13 protein-coding genes and 3 tRNA genes are annotated in these 17,912 nt (G+C 69.8%); 8 read left to right on the forward strand and 8 right to left on the reverse strand.

The genetic code is table 11. The features are described 5' to 3' along the window. Positions 1 to 82: 82 nt before the first annotated feature. Positions 83 to 697, reverse strand: a complete 615-nt coding sequence (locus G3I71_RS26440) for a vancomycin high temperature exclusion protein (protein ID WP_164318220.1) — start codon at positions 695 to 697, stop codon at positions 83 to 85. 356 nt (positions 698 to 1,053) lie between these two features. Here G3I71_RS26440 and G3I71_RS26445 point away from each other — a divergent pair, with 356 nt between their 5' ends. The 4 genes from G3I71_RS26445 (at position 1,054) to dnaG (ending at position 6,950) form a co-directional block, all read left to right on the forward strand. Then, positions 1,054 to 1,962, forward strand: coding sequence for a sirohydrochlorin chelatase (locus G3I71_RS26445; RefSeq protein WP_164318011.1), 909 nt, complete (start codon positions 1,054 to 1,056; stop codon positions 1,960 to 1,962). 148 nt (positions 1,963 to 2,110) lie between these two features. Next, complete coding sequence (locus G3I71_RS26450) at positions 2,111 to 3,505, forward strand: deoxyguanosinetriphosphate triphosphohydrolase (RefSeq protein WP_164318013.1); 1,395 nt, start codon at positions 2,111 to 2,113, stop codon at positions 3,503 to 3,505. Between the two features lie 207 nt (positions 3,506 to 3,712). Then, positions 3,713 to 4,978: an FAD-dependent oxidoreductase gene (locus G3I71_RS26455; protein WP_164318015.1), complete on the forward strand. Its 1,266-nt coding sequence runs from the start codon at positions 3,713 to 3,715 to the stop codon at positions 4,976 to 4,978. A gap of 58 nt (positions 4,979 to 5,036) precedes the next feature. Beyond that, positions 5,037 to 6,950: a DNA primase gene (gene dnaG, locus G3I71_RS26460; protein ID WP_164318017.1), complete on the forward strand. Its 1,914-nt coding sequence runs from the start codon at positions 5,037 to 5,039 to the stop codon at positions 6,948 to 6,950. 25 nt (positions 6,951 to 6,975) lie between these two features. Here the strand turns inward: dnaG and G3I71_RS26465 are convergent, their stop codons facing one another. Further along, positions 6,976 to 7,962, reverse strand: a complete 987-nt coding sequence (locus tag G3I71_RS26465; RefSeq protein WP_164318019.1) for a nucleotidyl transferase AbiEii/AbiGii toxin family protein — start codon at positions 7,960 to 7,962, stop codon at positions 6,976 to 6,978. Continuing rightward, positions 7,959 to 8,591 carry a hypothetical protein gene (locus tag G3I71_RS26470; RefSeq protein WP_164318021.1) on the reverse strand — a complete coding sequence of 211 codons (633 nt, stop codon included), beginning with the start codon at positions 8,589 to 8,591 and terminating at the stop codon, positions 7,959 to 7,961. Before G3I71_RS26470 ends, G3I71_RS26465 begins: the two co-directional genes overlap by 4 nt. A gap of 165 nt (positions 8,592 to 8,756) precedes the next feature. Between G3I71_RS26470 and G3I71_RS26475 the strand changes: the two genes are divergently transcribed. Then, complete coding sequence (locus tag G3I71_RS26475) at positions 8,757 to 10,154, forward strand: RNA polymerase sigma factor (RefSeq protein WP_164318023.1); 1,398 nt, start codon at positions 8,757 to 8,759, stop codon at positions 10,152 to 10,154. A gap of 76 nt (positions 10,155 to 10,230) precedes the next feature. On the opposite strand, the gene G3I71_RS26480 is transcribed toward G3I71_RS26475, so the two are convergent. The 4 genes from G3I71_RS26480 to G3I71_RS26495 form a co-directional block, all read right to left on the reverse strand. Further along, entirely contained in the window at positions 10,231 to 12,165 is a 1,935-nt protein-coding gene (locus tag G3I71_RS26480) for an ABC transporter ATP-binding protein (RefSeq protein ID WP_164318024.1), read from the reverse strand. Beyond that, positions 12,165 to 13,898, reverse strand: coding sequence for an ABC transporter ATP-binding protein (locus tag G3I71_RS26485; protein WP_164318026.1), 1,734 nt, complete (start codon positions 13,896 to 13,898; stop codon positions 12,165 to 12,167). The genes G3I71_RS26480 and G3I71_RS26485 overlap by 1 nt, the downstream gene beginning before the upstream one ends. A gap of 160 nt (positions 13,899 to 14,058) precedes the next feature. After that, positions 14,059 to 15,519, reverse strand: a complete 1,461-nt coding sequence (locus G3I71_RS26490; RefSeq protein ID WP_164318028.1) for an FGGY family carbohydrate kinase — start codon at positions 15,517 to 15,519, stop codon at positions 14,059 to 14,061. 129 nt (positions 15,520 to 15,648) lie between these two features. After that, positions 15,649 to 15,954 carry a YtxH domain-containing protein gene (locus G3I71_RS26495; protein WP_164318029.1) on the reverse strand — a complete coding sequence of 102 codons (306 nt, stop codon included), beginning with the start codon at positions 15,952 to 15,954 and terminating at the stop codon, positions 15,649 to 15,651. 232 nt (positions 15,955 to 16,186) lie between these two features. Between G3I71_RS26495 and G3I71_RS26500 the strand changes: the two genes are divergently transcribed. The 3 genes from G3I71_RS26500 (at position 16,187) to G3I71_RS26510 (ending at position 16,579) form a co-directional block, all read left to right on the forward strand. Next, positions 16,187 to 16,259: transfer RNA gene (locus G3I71_RS26500), tRNA-Asn, on the forward strand. A 6-nt stretch (positions 16,260 to 16,265) separates the two neighbouring features. Further along, a tRNA-Asn gene (locus tag G3I71_RS26505) sits at positions 16,266 to 16,338 on the forward strand. Between the two features lie 167 nt (positions 16,339 to 16,505). After that, positions 16,506 to 16,579, forward strand: a tRNA-Ile gene (locus tag G3I71_RS26510). A gap of 365 nt (positions 16,580 to 16,944) precedes the next feature. On the opposite strand, the gene G3I71_RS26515 is transcribed toward G3I71_RS26510, so the two are convergent. Continuing rightward, entirely contained in the window at positions 16,945 to 17,736 is a 792-nt protein-coding gene (locus tag G3I71_RS26515; RefSeq protein ID WP_164318031.1) for a hypothetical protein, read from the reverse strand. Positions 17,737 to 17,912: the final 176 nt, after the last annotated feature.

The raw sequence follows: 17,912 nt of genomic DNA on the forward strand, positions 1-17,912 counted from the left end.
GCCGGTGTTACACCCCGGAACGCCCCCCGTTACACACCAGGCACGGGGACCTCCCGGGGGACCGGTGCCGCCGGTGAGGTTCTCACTCCCCGTTCACCCGCAACGCCCGCTGAACCCCCACTTCCACCGGCCCCAGGAACCGCGGATCAGGCTTGAACACCGCGTCCAACGCCGCCTTCCCCGCCGCGAAGATCTCCCGCGCCCCGCCGTAGTACCACGTCACGTCATGCCTGGCCTCGACCCCGACCCCGTACGACTCCACCCCCGCCGCCTCGCACAACGCGACAGCACGACGAATATGGAACCCCTGACTGATCAGCACCGCCCGGTCGACCCCGAATATCCTCTTCGCCCGGACGCAGGAGTCCCATGTGTCGAACCCGGCGTAGTCACTCACGATCCGCGCGTCCGGCACCCCGTGCCGCGTCAGATACGCCCGCATCGCATCCGGCTCGTCATAGTCCTCGCGGCTGTTGTCCCCGGTGACGAGCACCACCTTCACCTGCCCCGCCCGGTACAGCTTCGCCGCCGCGTCCAACCGGTGCGCGAGGTACGGAGACGGCTCACCACCCCACAACCCGGCACCGAAGACGACGGCGACATCGGTACGCGGCACGTCCGGGACATCGCGCAGTCGGTCGCCGGTGGCGACGAACATCCAGGTGGCCGGCAACAAGGCCAGCACGCACAGCGACATCACGACCTGCACGGCCCGCCGCTGCCCGGCCCGCGTACGAGGCAGACGCACACGCGAACGCAAAGACACCAGAGACGCCAAAGACGCCAAAGACGCCAAAGACGCCCACGATCCACGCGCCTTCGGACTGCTCATCGGACGAGTCCCTCCCAGGTGGCCTTCGGCGGCCTTCGACCAAGGAAGACGCCCCCGACGCGGCCCCGGTTCACCGCCCCCGACGTGACCAGCTTCACTCGGCTTCAGGAAACCGCAGGTCAGGCAAACTCACACACCCCTTGCCTTCACCGTGAACCCCCGGAAAAGACCCGTGACCGAGCCGCAACGGCGTGGCAACCTCGTACCGTCACGATCGGTACATGACGCCGTCGCCCCGTTCTTACGACGAGTCCGCGCAGCACCCGCAGAGCCCCCGGCCGCCCGGAGGCGCCCACCTCGACAGTACGGCGCACATCATGGACCGGATCACCAGCCAGCTCGGCAGCCAGCTCAGCCTCATCTCGCTCGACGGCAGCCGTCGCCCCGCCCCGCCCGCACTCGTCCTCGTGGGCCACGGCAGCCGCGACCCACGCGCCCTGAGCACCGTCGGCGCGCTCGCCGAACGCGTCCGCGAACTGCGCCCCGATGTGCCCGTGCACCTGGGACACATCGAGCTGAACGCGCCCCTGCTCCCGGACACGCTCGCGGGACTCGGCACAGCCGAGGCCGTCCTCGTACCGCTGCTGCTCAGCCGCGGCTACCACGTCAAGCAGGACATCCCGGAGATGGCCGCGGCGGCGTCGGCACGCACGCGCGTGGCCGCCCCGCTCGGCCCGCACCCCCTGCTCGTCGAGACCCTGTACGCCCGCCTCGTCGAGGCCGGCTGGCGCACCCGGATGACCGACGAGCAGCGCCGGACGAGCGCGGTGGTCCTCGCCGCCGCGGGTTCCCGCGACCCCGACTCGGACGTCGACACCCGCCGCACCGCCCAGCTCCTCGCCGAGCGCCTGGGCGTCCCCGTCGTACCGGCGTACGCCACCACCGCCGCGCCGACCGTCCCCGCAGCCGTACGCGCCCTGACCGCCCGAGGCCGCCACCGGGTCGCCGTGGCCTCGTACTTCACCGCACCCGGCCGCTTCGCCACGGAGTGCGCCGAGGCCGCCCCGTGGATCGCCGCGGCCCCCCTGGGTGCCCACCCGTCGATGGCCCACCTGATCCTCCACCGCTACGACGAGACCGTCGCGGCCCCCGCAACATCCCTGACCCGAGAACTGGCGCCGGCCATGTAGGGGCGCGGGGCTGTATCGATTTGCGGCTCCGCCGCGTGGGCGCGACCAGCCACAACGCGCCCGCACCCGCCGACGAAACAGCCCCCGGCAGACGCGCAGGCGAAACACACACGCCCAAATTGTCAGTACCTGCCCTTACTGTCGAACCATGGAAGGCACACGCACCAACACGACCCCCGCCCCCCAGCCCCCCGAAAGCGACACCACCCCCAGCGACAACACCCTGACCGTCTACGCCCCGACGGCAGTCGCCCGCTGGGCCGCCGAACCCGACAAGCGCCCAGGCCGCACCGCCTTCCAACGCGACCGTGCCCGCGTGCTGCACTCCTCCGCGCTACGACGGCTGGCAGGCAAAACCCAGGTGGTCACGCCGGGCACCCGCAGCCGGGTCTGGGACGCCAGCCCCCGCACCCGCCTCACGCACTCCCTGGAATGCGCCCAGGTCGGCCGCGAACTGGGCGCCGCCCTCGGCTGCGACCCCGACCTCGTCGAGGCGGCCTGCCTCTCGCACGACCTGGGTCACCCGCCCTTCGGGCACAACGGCGAACAGGCGCTCAACGAGTTCGCGGCGGACTGCGGCGGCTTCGAAGGCAACGCCCAGTCCCTCCGGCTCCTCACCCGGATCGAACCGAAGCGCTTCGTACGCAGCGAACGCCTCGATTCCACGCGCGGATCGGGAGTCTCCGGCGGATCCGGCACCACCGGCGACCTCGTCAGCGTGGGCCTCAACCTCACGCGGGCCACCCTCGACGCCGCCACCAAGTACCCCTGGCCGCGCGGCGCGCATCCCACCGACCCGGCCTCCCCGAAGTTCGGCGTCTACGACGACGACAGACCGGTCTTCGACTGGGTCCGCCAGGGCGCCCCCGGGACCCGGACGACCTTCGAGGCCCAGGTCATGGACTGGGCGGACGACGTGGCGTACTCGGTGCACGACGTCGAGGACGGTCTGCACGCCGGTCACATCGACCCCAACTGCCTGCACGCCGAGCCCGAGCGCCAGGAGATCTTCCGGGTCGCCACCGGCCGCTACGTGGGCGCGGACACCGACCCCGCCGAGCTCGCCGAGGCCCTCGACCGACTCCTCGACCAGGAGTGGTGGCCGCACGGCTACGACGGTACGGCCGTCGCCCAGGCCCGGCTGAAGGACGCCACCAGCCAGCTCATCGGCCGCTTCTGCCTTGCCGCGGAGGGCGCCACGCGCGCGGCGTACGGCAACGGCCGGCTCACGCGGTACGCGGCGGAACTGGTCGTCCCGCGCGAGGCCCGGCTGGAGTGCGCGGTCCTGAAGGCGGTCGCCGACCGGTACGTGATGCAACGCGCCGAACAGGAACTGATCCGCGCCGACCAGCGCGTCGTCGTCGCCGAACTCGCCGAGGCGCTCACCGCCCGCGCCCCGGACGGCCTTGACCCCCAGTTCCGCGCGCTGTTCGACGAGGCGGCGGACGACCGTGCGCGCAAGCGGGTCATCGTCGACCAGATCGCGTCCCTCACCGACGCGTCGGCGCGTTCGCTGCACGGGCACCTGAAGGGCGGCATATGACCCGTATATGGCCCCTATCTGACCTCTGTGCGGTCCCATATGAACCGCATATGGCACAGATGTGACCCTGGGTGGCCTGATCGGGCCACACCCTCTTCCCCCATCACACTCCGTGCGGGACGCTCCCCAGGGGGCACCCGTACACAAGGCACGAGCAACACGCGGCACGAGCAGCACGTGGCACCCGTTCTTACGAGGAGGCATGAAGTGGTCGACGCGGATCAGACATTCGTCATCGTCGGAGGCGGACTGGCCGGCGCCAAGGCGGCCGAGACGCTCCGGACGGAGGGCTTCACCGGCCGCGTGATACTGATCTGCGACGAACGCGACCACCCGTACGAGCGGCCCCCGCTCTCCAAGGGCTACCTCCTCGGTAAAGAGGAACGCGACAGCGTCTTCGTCCACGAGCCGGCCTGGTACGCGCGCAACGACATCGAACTCCACCTCGGCCAGACCGTCGACGCCATCGACCGTACGGCGAAGACGGTCCGGTTCGGCGACGACGGCACCCTCGTCCACTACGACAAACTGCTCATCGCCACCGGCGCCGAGCCGCGCCGCCTGGACATCCCCGGGACGGGCCTGGCCGGTGTCCACCACCTGCGCCGCCTCGCGCACGCCGAGCGCCTCAAGGGCGTCCTTGCCGCCCTGGGCCGGGACAACGGCCACCTCGTGATCGCCGGCGCCGGCTGGATCGGCCTGGAGGTCGCGGCGGCGGCACGGGAGTACGGCGCCGAGGTGACCGTCGTCGAGCCGTCGTCGACCCCGCTGCAGTCGGTCCTCGGCCCCGAGCTGGGCAACCTCTTCGCCGAGCTGCACCGCGAGCACGGCGTCCGCTTCCACTTCGGCGCCCGCCTGACGGAGATCGTCGGCCAGGACGGCATGGTCCTCGCGGCCCGTACGGACGACGGCGAGGAGCACCCGGCCCACGACGTCCTGGCGGCCATCGGAGCCGCACCGCGCACGGCACTGGCGGAGGCGGCCGGCCTGACCCTCGCCGACCGCGCGTACGGCGGCGGCATCGCGGTCGACGAACGCCTGCGCACCTCCGACCCCGACATCTACGCGGCCGGTGACGTGGCCGCCTTCCACCACGCCCTGTTCGACACCAGGCTGCGCGTCGAACACTGGGCCAACGCCCTCAACGGCGGCCCGGCGGCGGCCCGCGCGATGCTGGGCCGCGAATCGACGTACGACCGCGTGCCGTATTTCTTCTCCGACCAGTACGACATGGGCATGGAGTACTCGGGCTGGGCGCCCCCGGGCTCGTACGACCAGGTGGTGATCCGGGGAGACGCGGCCAAGCGCGAGTTCATCGCCTTCTGGGTGAAGGAGAACCGGGTGCTGGCCGGGATGAACGTGAACGTGTGGGACGTCACAGAGCCCATCCAGCAGCTCATCCGCTCCCGGTCCCAGGTGGACACGGAGGCACTGGCCGACCCGCGCGTACCACTGGACAGCCTCGTCCCGTAGCCGCGATACCGCCCGCGACTGTCACGGCACTGTCGGCCCGCCCCCGTAGACTCACTGCGTGGCCGGAAGGATCAACGAAGAGGACGTGAAGGCGGTTCGGGACGCGGTCCCGATCGACGCCGTCGTGTCCGAGTACCTCCAGCTGCGCAACGCGGGCGGCGGCAACCTGAAGGGCCTGTGCCCCTTCCACGACGAGAAGTCACCGTCCTTCCAGGTCAGCCCGAGCAAGGGACTCTTCCACTGCTTCGGCTGCCAGGAGGGCGGCGACACCATCACGTTCGTGATGAAGGTCGACCACCTCTCCTTCTCCGAGGTGGTCGAGCGTCTGGCCGCCCAGGCCGGCATCACCCTGCGGTACGAGGAGGGCGGCTACAACCCCGCGGGCCAGCGCGGCGAGCGCATCCGCCTGGTGGAGGCCCACAAGATCGCCGCGCAGTGGTACGTGGAGCAGCTGGCCACCAGCTCCGAGGCGGACGCGGGCCGCAAGTTCCTCGCGGAACGGGGCTTCGACCAGTCGGCCGCCGAACACTTCTCCGTCGGCTACAGCCCCCAGGGCTGGGACCACCTCACCCGCTACCTCCGCGGCAAGGGCTTCTCGGACAAGGAACTCCTCCTGTCCGGCATCGCCCAGGAAGGCCGCCGCGGCCCCATCGACCGCTTCCGGGGCCGCCTGATGTGGCCGATCCGCGACATCGGCGGCGAGGTCGTCGGCTTCGGCGCGCGGAAGCTGTACGAAGAGGACAACGGCCCCAAGTACCTCAACACCCCCGACACGGCGATCTACCGGAAATCCCAGGTCCTGTACGGCATCGACCTCGCCAAGAAGGACATCGCGAAGGCGAGCCGCGCGGTCGTCGTCGAGGGTTACACGGACGTCATGGCCTGCCACCTGGCCGGTGTGACGACGGCGATCGCGACCTGTGGCACGGCCTTCGGCACCGACCACATCAAGATCCTCCGCCGACTGCTGATGGACAACGGCTCGGCCCGCGTGATCTTCACCTTCGACGGCGACGCGGCCGGCCAGAAGGCCGCGCTGCGCGCCTTCGAGGACGACCAGAAGTTCGCCGCCGAGACCTACATCGCCATCGCGCCCGACGGCATGGACCCCTGCGACCTGCGCCTCGCCAAGGGCGACCAGGCCGTCGCCGACCTCGCCGAACCCCGCACTCCGCTCTTCGAGTTCGCCCTGCGCCAGATCGCCGTCCGCTACGACCTGGAGACCCCGGTGGGCCGCGCGGCGGCGCTGGACGAGGCCGCCCCGATCGTGGCCCGCATCAAGAACAGCGGCGCACAGCACGAGGTCGCGGTCCAGCTCGCCGGCATGCTCGGCATCCTGGACACCCAGTTCGTCGTCAAGAGGGTGTCCCAGCTGGCCCGTTGGGCCCGGGACCGCGGCGGCAAGGGCCCGGCCCCCACCGGCCAGCAGCGCCAGTCCCAGCCGTACGAGACGACCTCGTCCCGGTCCGGCGGCCCCTCCGGCCCCGCCCTGAACCTCCGCAACCCGGTCTACGCCACCGAACGCGAACTCCTCAAACTCGCCCTCCAGCGCCCCGACCTGGTCTCCCCGGCCTTCGACGCCTACGGCCTGGACGAGTTCACCGCCACCCCCTACGCGGCCGTACGCCAGGCGATCATGGAAGTGGGCGGTGTGGAGTACGGCGCCCAGGACCCCCAGGAGTACCTGGTCCGTGTCCGCGAGGTGGCCCCGGACAACACGGTCCGCGCCATGGTGACGGAGCTGGCGGTCGAGGCGATCATGCGCAAGACGGTCGACGACGTGTACGCGAGCGACCAGTTGGTCATGGTCCGCCGCAGAGCGGTGGAACGCCGGATCCAGGAGGTCCAGGTCACCCACACCCGCCTGGCCACCCACGGCGACCCGGCCGAACTGGCCGCCGTACAGAACGAGTTGTGGGTACTCCAGCAGTACGACCAGGCACTGCGGGAGCGGGGCGCGGCAGCGCTCTGAGCAGGTCTCCGAGCAGGCCTCGGAGTCACCGCCCCTCGAACGTCGGCGTCACCGCCCGCACCAACCGGTCCACGAACTCCCGCTCCCTCCCCGCGAGTTGCGGGTACTCCACGACGAAGTGATCCCACTCGACGTATCCCACCGCCTCCACCACATCGGCGAGCAGGATGTGCTCCCGTCCGTGGTGCGGCCACTCGCCGGAGAGCCGGAACACCTCGTTCAGCAGCTCGTGGGGGAGCGGATACCGCTCGGCCAGGAGCACGGCGTCGTACAGGTCCTTGCCCTGCGCGTACATGTCGTTGATCAGCCACATCAGCTTCCAGGCCAGCGACAGCGCGGGCGTCGCCGCCCCGACCGACACGCCGCCCGGCAGCTCCACCGGTACCGGCGGCTCGGCGAGCCGCTCGTTGAAGACGAAGTCGAGCTGCACATGGCCTCCGGGCAGCTCCGGCGCGGACCAGGGCAGCACCATACGGCGGCCCGGCACCCGGTCATAGGTCCAGATGTCCTCGACCACCGCCTCGCGCGCGGAGAACCCCACCTCGTCGTCTCCCCGGGCCTCGGCCGCCGCCGCGATCCCGGCGAGCATCCGACCCGCACGTGCGTCACTGATCGAAAAGGTGTCCGGTACGACGACGAAGTCCAGGTCACCGGGCTCACGGGCGGCCTCACCGAACCACGCCGCCATCAGCACGCTCCCGCGCAGCACCAGCGACTCGGCCCACTCGGACCCGGCGATCGCGTCGAGCACCAGCTCCAGAGCCCGGCGCCGCGCGACCCGCCAGGCCTCACCCCGGGCCGGATCGGCGAAGCCCGGGTCGGCCGCCCGGAAGGCGTTGGGGTGCTGCTTCAGCGCCGGCTCGAAGACCAGCCGCTGGTCCACGTCCTTGCCCGGCACGGTACGCAGGGTGAGGGGCAGCCCCTGGTTCTCCCGGGTCCTGTCGTCCAGGGCGACCTTGGGCGCGTCGACGCCTGCCCGCAGCGGTTTCCGCCATGATCTCTGGTTGCTCATCCGCACACCTCCGGCGCCGCCATGACCGCGCCTCCGCTCTCCTCGATCCATCCGTCGTCGACGGACAGATCACTGTCGTACAGCACGAACTCCCGCTCCGTATCAATCACTTCGTGCCCCCGCAGTTCCGCCAGCAGCCGGTCGAGCGCCCGTCCCGCCCCCGCCGTGTCCACGCCCCGGCACCGCTGCGTCACGAACCGCTCGGTCCACCGGCCGCTTCGCGCCACCCGACGGGCGTTCCACGACAGATGCGCGCCGTACGGGACGACCCGCGCGGCCAGGGCGTCGAGATCCGCGTCCACGGGCAGCCGCAGCTTCACGTGGTGCTCGAAGTACCGTTCGTCCGCGCGTGGTTCACGCGGTACCTCGGGCGCCCACGGCGACGACTCGATCTTGACGCGCACCGGTTCGAACCCCGCCGCCCGCAGCAGCGCCCCGACTTCCCGCGCGCGGGCCGATTCGTCGGCGTACGACGGGGAACCCGTGAGTGTGAGCATCGGCTGGGCCGGCATTCGGCCACGGGCGAGGACGATGTGCGTCAGCTTGAGACCGGTCGCCGTCGCCCAGCGGTCCAGCCGTTCCGCCTCGGCGGAGGTTTCGCAGCGGACGGTGATATGCGTTTCGTACACGTGAGTTGAGTGAAGAGAACCGGACACGCGCCGATCGTGCCAGGTCGGACCACGAACGGGCACTCGAGTTTTCCGTGACGGTAACCATGTGGTCACGGACCGAACCCAGAAAGTCGTCGCACGCCCCTCGTGGCGGTGATGTGTCGTACTCCACACTGGGTTCCGGTGCCTGAGTCCTCGGAGCGCGGCCGACCCGTCCCCAACGGGTCCGACACCCCCGCGATTCCGGTCAACGCGTACGGGACGGACAGCGGTGAGGCCGCCCACTCCGCCCCCCGAGTACCGCTGCCGTACGCCTCAGCAGCGATCATCCTGGAGGTCGCCCCCGTGCAGACCCAGACCCTCGCCCAGACCGACAGCAGTACCGCCGCGACGAAGCCCGGCGCCGAGACCGGCACCGCGGACGTCACTGACGTCGCCGAGGTCATCGCGGCCGTGCCGCCGCAGAGCCGTGCCGCGCACCACCCCGAGGCGGCCGAGCCCGACAGCCCGCCCGAACTGGACGAACCCCCGGCGGACGCGGTGGAGACGGCGGAACCGATCGAGCCGATCGATCTCAGCGAGCCTATTGAGCCTATTGAGCCCATCGAGCCGGCCGAACGGCTCCGCGCCCGCGCCCCGGCCCGAGGCCCCGCCCGCGCCGACACCAGCGGGCCCTCCTCCGACCTGTTCCGCCAGTATCTGCGCGAGATCGGCCGCATCCCGCTGCTCACCGCGGTCGAGGAGGTCGAACTCGCCCGCCGGGTCGAGGCCGGCCTGTTCGCCGAGGAGAAACTGCGGCTCGCCCGCGATCTGGACAGCCAGTTGACCCTCGACCTGGACAAGCTGGTCGTCATGGGCCGCATGGCCAAGCGCCGCCTGATCGAGGCGAACCTGCGCCTGGTGGTGTCGGTGGCGAAACGCTACGTGGGCCGCGGCCTGACCATGCTCGACCTCGTCCAGGAGGGAAACCTGGGCCTGATCCGTGCCGTCGAGAAGTTCGACTACGCGCGCGGCTACAAGTTCTCGACGTACGCGACCTGGTGGATCCGCCAGGCCATGTCCCGCGCCCTCGCCGACCAGGCCCGGACGATCCGCGTGCCCGTACACGTGGTCGAGCTGATCAACCGGGTCGTCCGCGTCCAGCGCCGGATGCTCCAGGAACGCGGCTACGAGCCGACCCCCGAGGAGGTCGCCGCCCAGCTGGACCTCCTGCCCGAGCGCGTCAGCGAGGTGCTGCGCCTGGCCCAGGAACCGGTGTCGCTGCACGCCCCGGTGGGCGAGGAGGACGACGTGGCGCTCGGTGACCTCATCGAGGACGGGGACGCCGCGTCGCCGGTCGAGTCGGCCGCGTTCCTGCTGCTGCGGGAACACCTGGAGGCGGTCCTGTCGACGCTGGGGGAGCGGGAGCGGAAGGTCGTCCAGCTGCGTTACGGCCTGGCGGACGGGCGCCCGCGCACGCTGGAGGAGATCGGTCGCATCTTCGGCGTCACCCGGGAGCGCATCCGCCAGATCGAGTCCAAGACCCTGAACAAACTGAGGGACCACGCCTTCGCGGACCAACTACGCGGCTACTTGGACTGAACTCCCCACATACCCAAAATCCCCAAGGGGGCTGAAATTCAGCCCCCTTGGGGATCTCTGCTATCCCGCTGTCCCGCTAATCCACCTCGGCCACCGCCTCCGCGAACTGCGCCTTGTACAACCGCGCATAGGCCCCGTCCGCCTCCAACAGCTCCCCGTGTGCGCCCTGTTCGACGATCGCCCCGTTCTCCATCACCAGGATCGTGTCCGCGTCCCGGATCGTCGACAGCCGGTGCGCGATCACGAACGACGTCCGCCCGTGCGCCAGTTTGGCCATCGCCTTCTGGATGAGAACCTCCGTCCGTGTGTCCACGGAACTCGTCGCCTCGTCGAGCACCAGGATCACCGGATCGGACAGGAACGCCCGAGCGATCGTGATGAGCTGCTTCTCACCGGCGCTCACCCCCGTCCCCTCGTCGTCGATCACGGTGTCGTACCCGTCCGGCAACGTACGGATGAAACGGTCCGCGTGCGCGGCCCGCGCCGCCTCCTCGATCTCCCCGCGCGTCACCTCGCGCTCACGCGCGGCCCCGTACGCGATGTTCTCCGCGATGCTCCCGCCGAACAGCCAGGTGTCCTGGAGCACCATCCCTATCCCGGCCCGGAGTTCGTCCCGGGACATCGACGCGATGTCCACCCCGTCCAGGGTGATGCGGCCCCCGGAAACCTCGTAGAACCGCATCAGCAGATTCACCAGGGTCGTCTTCCCCGCACCCGTGGGCCCGACGATCGCGACCGTGTGCCCGGGCTCCACCGCCAGCGACAGATCCTCGATCAGCGGCTTCTCCGGCTCGTACCGGAACGACACGTGCTCCAGTGAGACCAGCCCGCGCAACTCGTCGGGCCGCTGCGCCGGCACCGGATCGGCCTGCTGCTCGTCCGCGTCCAGCAGTTCGAAGATCCGCTCGGCCGAGGCCACACCGGACTGCACCAGGTTCGCCATCGACGCGACCTGCGTCAGCGGCATCGAGAACTGGCGCGAGTACTGGATGAAAGCCTGCACGTCACCGATCGACAGCGCGCCCGAAGCGACCCGCAGCCCACCGACCACGGCCACCAGCACGTAGTTGATGTTCGACACGAACATCATCAGCGGCTGCATGATGCCGCTGTTGAACTGGGCCTTGAACCCGGCCTCGTACAGCGCGTCGTTCTGCTCGGCGAACTGCTGCGCCGACTCCTCCTGCCGCCCGAACACCTTCACGAGGGTGTGCCCGGTGTACATCTCCTCGATGTGCGCGTTCAGCTTGCCGGTGGTCCGCCACTGCTGCACGAAGTGCGGCTGCGACCGCTTGCCGACGCGCGTGGCGATGAAGAACGACAGCGGTACGGTCACCAGCGCCACCAGCGCCAGCAGCCAGGACACCCAGAACATCATCGCCAGCACGCCGATGATCGTCAGCAACGAGTTGATGAGCTGGCCCATCGACTGCTGGAGCGTCTGCCCGATGTTGTCGATGTCGTTCGTCGCGCGGGACAGCACCTCACCGCGCTGGCGCTTGTCGAAGTACGACAGCGGCAGCCGCGACAGCTTCGCCTGCAGGTCCTCGCGCATCCGGTACACGGTCCGGTTGACCGACCGGTTCACCAGCCGCGTGGCGACCAGCATCAGCAGCCCGGCGAACACGAACACCACCAGGGCGAGCCCCAGCACCTCACCGACCGCGTCGAAGTCGATGCCCTTGCCCGGCGTGAAGTCGGTACCGGAGAGCATGTCGGCCATGCCGTTGCGCCCCTGCTTGCGCATGGCGGCGAGGACCTCGGCCTTCGTAGCGCCGCTCTCGAACTGCCGTCCGATGATGCCGGAGAAGACCAGGTCGGTCGCCCGCCCCAGGATCTTCGGGCCCACCACCGACAGGCCCACGCTCACGAACACCGCGCACAGCATCACGTACATCGTGGCCCGTTCGGGCCTGAACTGGGAGAGGAGCCGTTTGCCGGACTCCTTGAAGTCCAGCGAGTGCTGGTCGGGGCCGCCCCCGGCCATCATGCGCCCCATGGGCCCGGCCATCAGGCAGCCTCCGCTTCCGTGAGCTGGGAGAGCACGATCTCCCGATAGGTCTGGTTGTCCGCCATCAGCTCGTGGTGGCTGCCGGTGCCGACGACCCGCCCCTCGTCGAGGACGATGATCCGGTCGGCCTCCCTGATCGTGGACACCCGCTGGGCGACGATCACGACGGTCGCCTCGGCCGTCTCGCGCGCGAGCGCCTTCCGCAGCGCCGCGTCCGTGGCGTAGTCGAGCGCGGAGAAGGAGTCGTCGAAGAGGTAGATCTCGGGCCGCTGCACCAGCGTCCGCGCGATCGCGAGCCGCTGCCGCTGACCACCCGACACATTCGTCCCGCCCTGCGCGATCGGCGCGTCGAGCCCGCCCTCCAACCGCTCGACGAACCCCTTGCCCTGCGCCACCTCCAGCGCCCGCCACAACTCCTCGTCCGTGGCGTCCGGATTGCCGTAGCGAAGATTGCTCGCCACGGTCCCAGCGAACAGATACGGCTTCTGCGGCACCAGCCCCACCGTCCTGGCCAGCAGCTTCGGCTCCACGGTGGCCACGTCCACGCCGTCGACGAGCACCTCTCCGTCGGTCGCGTCGAACAGTCGCGGTACGAGCCCCAGCAGCGTCGACTTCCCACTGCCCGTCGACCCGATCACCGCGGTCACCTCACCGGGCCGCGCCACCAGGTCGACGGCCCTGAGCACCGGCTCCTCGGCGCCCGGATAGCGGAACCCGGCCCCCCGGATCTCCAGATGCCCGTGCCGCCGCAGCTCCACCACGGGAGCGGTCGGCGGTACGACGCTCGACGACGTACCGAGGACCTCCTCGATGCGCTCGGCGCACACCTCCGCGCGCGGCACCATCATGAACATGAAGGTGGCCATCATCACGGACATCACGATCTGCATCAGATAGGCGAGGAACGCGGTCAGCGCACCGATCTCCATCTCGCCGCTGTCGATGCGATGAGCACCGAACCACACGACGGCGATCGACGACACGTTGACGACGGTCATCACGATCGGGAACATCAGCGCGAGCAGTCGCCCGGTGCCCAGCGACACCTCGGTCAGGCTGTGGTTCGCCTTCCCGAACCGGTCCTTCTCGTACTCGTCCCGCACGAAGGCGCGGATGACCCGGTTGCCGGTGATCTGCTCGCGCAGCACCCGGTTGACGGTGTCGAGCCGTACCTGCATGGTCCGGAACAGCGGTCGCAGCCGCCGCACGATCAACGTCACGCAGATGCCCAGCACCGGCACGACGGCGATCAGCACGCCCGACAACGGCACATCCAGGCCCAGCGCGAGCACGATGCCGCCCACGCACATGATCGGTGCCGACGCCATCAGCGTGAACGTCATCAGCGCGAGCATCTGCACCTGCTGGACGTCATTGGTCGTACGGGTGATCAGCGAGGGCGCGCCGAACTGCCCGACCTCGCGCGCCGAGAACGACTGCACACGGTCGAAGACGGCGGCCCGTACGTCCCGGCCGAGCGCCGACGCCGTACGGGCGCCGTAGTACACGGCACCGACGTTGCAGAAGACCTGCACCAGCGAGATGCCGATCATCACGGCGCCGGAGACCAGGATGTATCCGGTGTCGCCCTTCACCACGCCCTTGTCGATGATGTCCGCGTTGAGCGTGGGCAGATAGAGGGTGGCGCAGGTCTGCAGGAGCTGGAGCAGCACGAGCAGGCCGATGGGTTTCTTGTAGGGCTTCAGATAAGTGCGCAGGAGTTGTATGAGCACGCTGAATCTCTCGGAGTCGGCGGTCTGTCCGTGACGGACGATGGGGAGTGCCCCACGCACCCATCGTCTGACACTCCACCCGTGTTACTTCAACCGATTAATCCAACAGCGGACCAAGAACCGCCGACGCGACGGCCGACCCGAGCTCCTCAACTACGCATCAGCTACGAAATGCCCCGGGATGCGTCTGCTCCCGCACGGACACGTACTGCTGCCGCACCGCCTGTCCCACCGCCAGCTCCTCACCGGGGTCCAGCACCTGCGCGGCGGCACCCTGCCAGGCCGGCGGGGTACGCGGGTCGAGCGTGCCCTGCGACACCCCGAGCGCCCAGGCGGCCTGCCGCGCCGCGCCGATGGCCGCGTAGTCCGCGGGCTGCGGCACGACGACCTGCGCCCCGAACAGCGGCGGCGCCGCTGCCTGCACGGCGGGCAGCTCGGCGGCGGACCCGAGCAGGAATACGCGCTGTACTTCGACTCCACGTCCCCGCAGCACATCCAGGGCATCCGCGAGCCCGCACAGCATCCCCTCGAAGGCGGCCCGCGCCAGATGCTCGGCCTTCATGGACTCCCGCCGCAGCCCGGCGAGCGTCCCGGCGGTGTGCGGCAGATTGGGCGTCCGCTCGCCCTCCAGATAGGGCAGCATGACCAGCCCGTGCGCGCCGGGAGTCGACTTCATCGCGAGGTCGGACAGACTCTCCAGATCATTCAGCCCGAGCAACTCGGCCGTCCCCCGCAAGGTCCGTACGGCGTTCAGCGTCGTGACGACGGGCAGATGCAGCCCGGTAGCGTCGGCCAGCGAGGTGATCATCCCGGTCGAGTCGAAGAGCGCCTCGGGGTGTACGGCCATCACGGAGCCGGAAGCCCCGAGCGACACCACGACGTCCCCGAGCCCCAGCCCGAGCCCGAAGGCGGCGGCCATGGTCTCCCCGGTCCCGGCGGAGATCAGCAGCCCCTCGGGCGTCGTACCGGCGGCATCGGACGGGCCGAGCACCTCGGGCAGCATCGCCTGACGCCCGAGCGCGAGTTCGACGAGATCACCCCGATAGGCCCCCATGGCGGCTGACCAGTACCCCGTCGCCGATGCCCCGCCCCGGTCGGTGGTCCGCCGTACGGGCCGCCCGAGCAACTGCCACACCAGCCAGTCGTGCGCCTGCATCAGCACGGCGGTCCGCTGCGCCGCCTCCGGCTCGTTCCGCGCCAGCCACCGCAGCTTGGTCACCGGCTGCCCGGCCTGCGGCACACACCCCACGGCCTGCGCCCACGCCTCACGCCCGCCGAGCGCGTCGATCAGATCGGCCGCGGCGACCTGTGCCCGCTTGTCCCCGCCGACCATCGCCGGTCGTACGGTGTTGCCCTGTGCGTCGACCGGCACGAGCGCGTTCTGCTGAGCGGACACCCCGATGGCCTGCACGCCCTCGAGCAGCCCGCCGCCGGCCGCCTCACCGAGGGAGAGCAGCCAGGCCTGCGGATCGACATCGGAGGGCCGCCCGGCGCCCCCGCCCTCGGCGCCTTCCATCGGATGCGGCGCATAGCCCTGCCGCAGCACGGACCCCGTGTCCGCGTCGCAGACGACGATACGAGTAAAATCGGGCGAACTGTCCAACCCGGCGACTATCCCCATGGCGAAAATTCTGCCGTACGCGGAGAGGTGAACGCGCCGGGTCGACATTCCGTCAGGGGTGACCTGTGCGTTGTCGGTGACCAGGGGCGTGCGGGTGCCGCAGATGTGTCCATGCCGACACCTTTACGCTCAGGTGTTACTGGTGCCCCAGTCGTCCTCGCCACCTCCCGTGGCTTTGCGCTCACGCAGGGAGCGCACCCGGCCGGCCACGGAGTCCGGCACCCGGTCCCCGACCTTCTCGCTCACGGTGTGGAACGCCTTGCCGGCGAACTCCCTCCCCTGCAGCGCTGCCGACTCGGCGGTGTTGCGGACGGCGGGGTTCTGCGAGATCCGGCGGGCGGACTTCTTCAACTGCTCGTAACGCTCGCGCCCGGCCCGTGTGCCCAGCACGTAACCCAGGGCCAGTCCGGCGACGAACGTGAGCCGGTAGCGCATGACGGCCACCTTTCCTTGACGAGTGTCGAGTGGTGAGTCGTTGGTGAGTGATCGGTGACGGATGGTGAGTGCGGCGACGGGCGGACGACGGCCGATGAACGAGGGGCGCCGCGCGCGAGCCACGCGGAACCGATTGGCGGAGCACCCCCCTGCTTGCGCTAATGTATGTGTCGCAGCGACCGCACGCCCCCTGGCGAATACCCAGGGAGTCACGATCGATGCAACGAGGCAATCCCCTGTAGCTCAATTGGCAGAGCAGCCGACTGTTAATCGGCAGGTTACTGGTTCAAGTCCAGTCGGGGGAGCTTCGATCTTCCGTAGCTCAATTGGCAGAGCAGCCGGCTGTTAACCGGCAGGTTACTGGTTCGAGTCCAGTCGGGAGAGCGCTTGAACGAGGACCCCGTTGGGGTCCTTTTTCATGCCCGGGGGAACCGCTCGAGTCGCGTCGAGGTCCTCATGGTCATGCGAAGTCGACCATCCGAAGCAGGAGATCGTATGAGCGGCTATGCTGCGGCAGACGGCGCGCACAAATGTGCGCGACGCGCCGTAATGGGGCGGTAGCTCAGCCGGTTAGAGCAGCGGACTCATAATCCGTCGGCCGTGGGTTCGAGTCCCACCCGCCCCACCTGCGCAGGCTCTGACCTGCGGAAACGTTTGTTTTTGGGTGAGCGTCGGCGGGATCGGGTTTCGCGGCCTCGTAGCGGGCCAGCGCCTCCGCGACGGCCTTCGTGCGGACCCTGCCGTCGAGCGCCACGGCTCCCGCCACGAGGGCCGCATGGCCCAGGACGCAACCGGCCCACGCGAACCAGACGATCATCCCGACAGTCCCGAGCGCATGACCGGAGAGCGGCAAGAGACAGGCGCCACGCCTCGTTTGCGGCTCGGGCGGAAGGAGACGCGGTCCAGGGCGTCGGCCACTGGAACTGCGGCGGACGGCCTGTACCGGAAGGCGGCCAGGCTCGCCTTCCGGTACGACCGCGAAGGCCCGGCTCAGGCTCGGTTCCAGATGTGCGAAACCCGTACGTCATGCAGCGTGCGCAGTCGCCGCAGTTCCCACCGGGCGAGCAGCACCAGGCTTACCGGGCCCGTGAGTTGGGCCAGTAGGCGCACCGCGAGGGGGACCCGGTCGTACGCGGGGTCCACGGCGGCGAGCGGCAGGGTCATGGGCAGGAGCGGCAGGAGTGGCACAAGCGTCGGCAGAGTTTCATTGACGTCGGCGGTGCGGCATCCGTTGGAGAGGAGCAGAAGTCCTCCGGATCCGCCGAAGAGCAGGAGCCACAGTGCACAGGCGGCTCTCAGGGGTGAGGCCGGTGGCCACTGGGCGCCAGTGGTCTGGAACAGCACAAGGGCGGCCTCGACCAGTACGAAGGCAAGGAAGGAGCCGCGCCACCGGGACGCCGCCGCCCGTCTGCGTCCCTTGGGTGCCATGGAGACAGCTGCGAGGGCCAACAAGAAGAGCAGTTCGAGGATGACGAGGCCGAGGAAGAAATTCTCGTACAACTGTCCGGGTATCTCGCGCGGGGGAACGAGGTGGAGGGTCAGCCAGACGCAGACGGTCAGCGTGAGTGCCAGTAACGTGCGCCAGAACCGGACTCGCTCGATCAGGGGGTCGATGACCCGGCCTGGACGGGTCGGTGTGCACACCCGGTGGGCGGCGATCACCGGAACGAGCCAGCCGAGCCACCACAGCACCCCGCGCCCTGCCTGCGGGACCGGCCCGAACAGAGTCGCCGGTGCCGCCGCCGTCGGTGCGACGCTCGGCCGCCCCGGGTCCTGAGACATCACATCGCCCTCGCTGTCGCACCGCCGGAATCCACGATCATGGCGGTGACAAGGCCGCGGTTACAAGGCCTGCGTGTCGGCGGAACCGGTGGGTCCGACCCGGGGCGATGTCACGACCAACCAGCGAGACACCCGACAGGCGGTCCTGCGGCAGGCCCAGCAGTTCCGCGGCCGCG

It is taken from the genome of Streptomyces sp. SID12501 (genome assembly GCF_010550245.1).
GTDB lineage: Bacteria > Actinomycetota > Actinomycetes > Streptomycetales > Streptomycetaceae > Streptomyces.

Coding starts and splice junctions, on each gene's coding strand:
- G3I71_RS26495 (WP_164318029.1), bottom strand. CDS start 15,954: ATGCGCTACCGGCTCACGTTCGTCGCCGGACTGGCCCTGGGTTACGTG.
- G3I71_RS26445 (WP_164318011.1), top strand. CDS start 1,054: ATGACGCCGTCGCCCCGTTCTTACGACGAGTCCGCGCAGCACCCGCAG.
- G3I71_RS26490 (WP_164318028.1), bottom strand. CDS start 15,519: ATGGGGATAGTCGCCGGGTTGGACAGTTCGCCCGATTTTACTCGTATC.
- G3I71_RS26450 (WP_164318013.1), top strand. CDS start 2,111: ATGGAAGGCACACGCACCAACACGACCCCCGCCCCCCAGCCCCCCGAA.
- G3I71_RS26515 (WP_164318031.1), bottom strand. CDS start 17,736: ATGTCTCAGGACCCGGGGCGGCCGAGCGTCGCACCGACGGCGGCGGCA.
- G3I71_RS26480 (WP_164318024.1), bottom strand. CDS start 12,165: ATGGCCGGGCCCATGGGGCGCATGATGGCCGGGGGCGGCCCCGACCAG.
- G3I71_RS26440 (WP_164318220.1), bottom strand. CDS start 697: ATGTCGCTGTGCGTGCTGGCCTTGTTGCCGGCCACCTGGATGTTCGTC.
- G3I71_RS26465 (WP_164318019.1), bottom strand. CDS start 7,962: ATGAGCAACCAGAGATCATGGCGGAAACCGCTGCGGGCAGGCGTCGAC.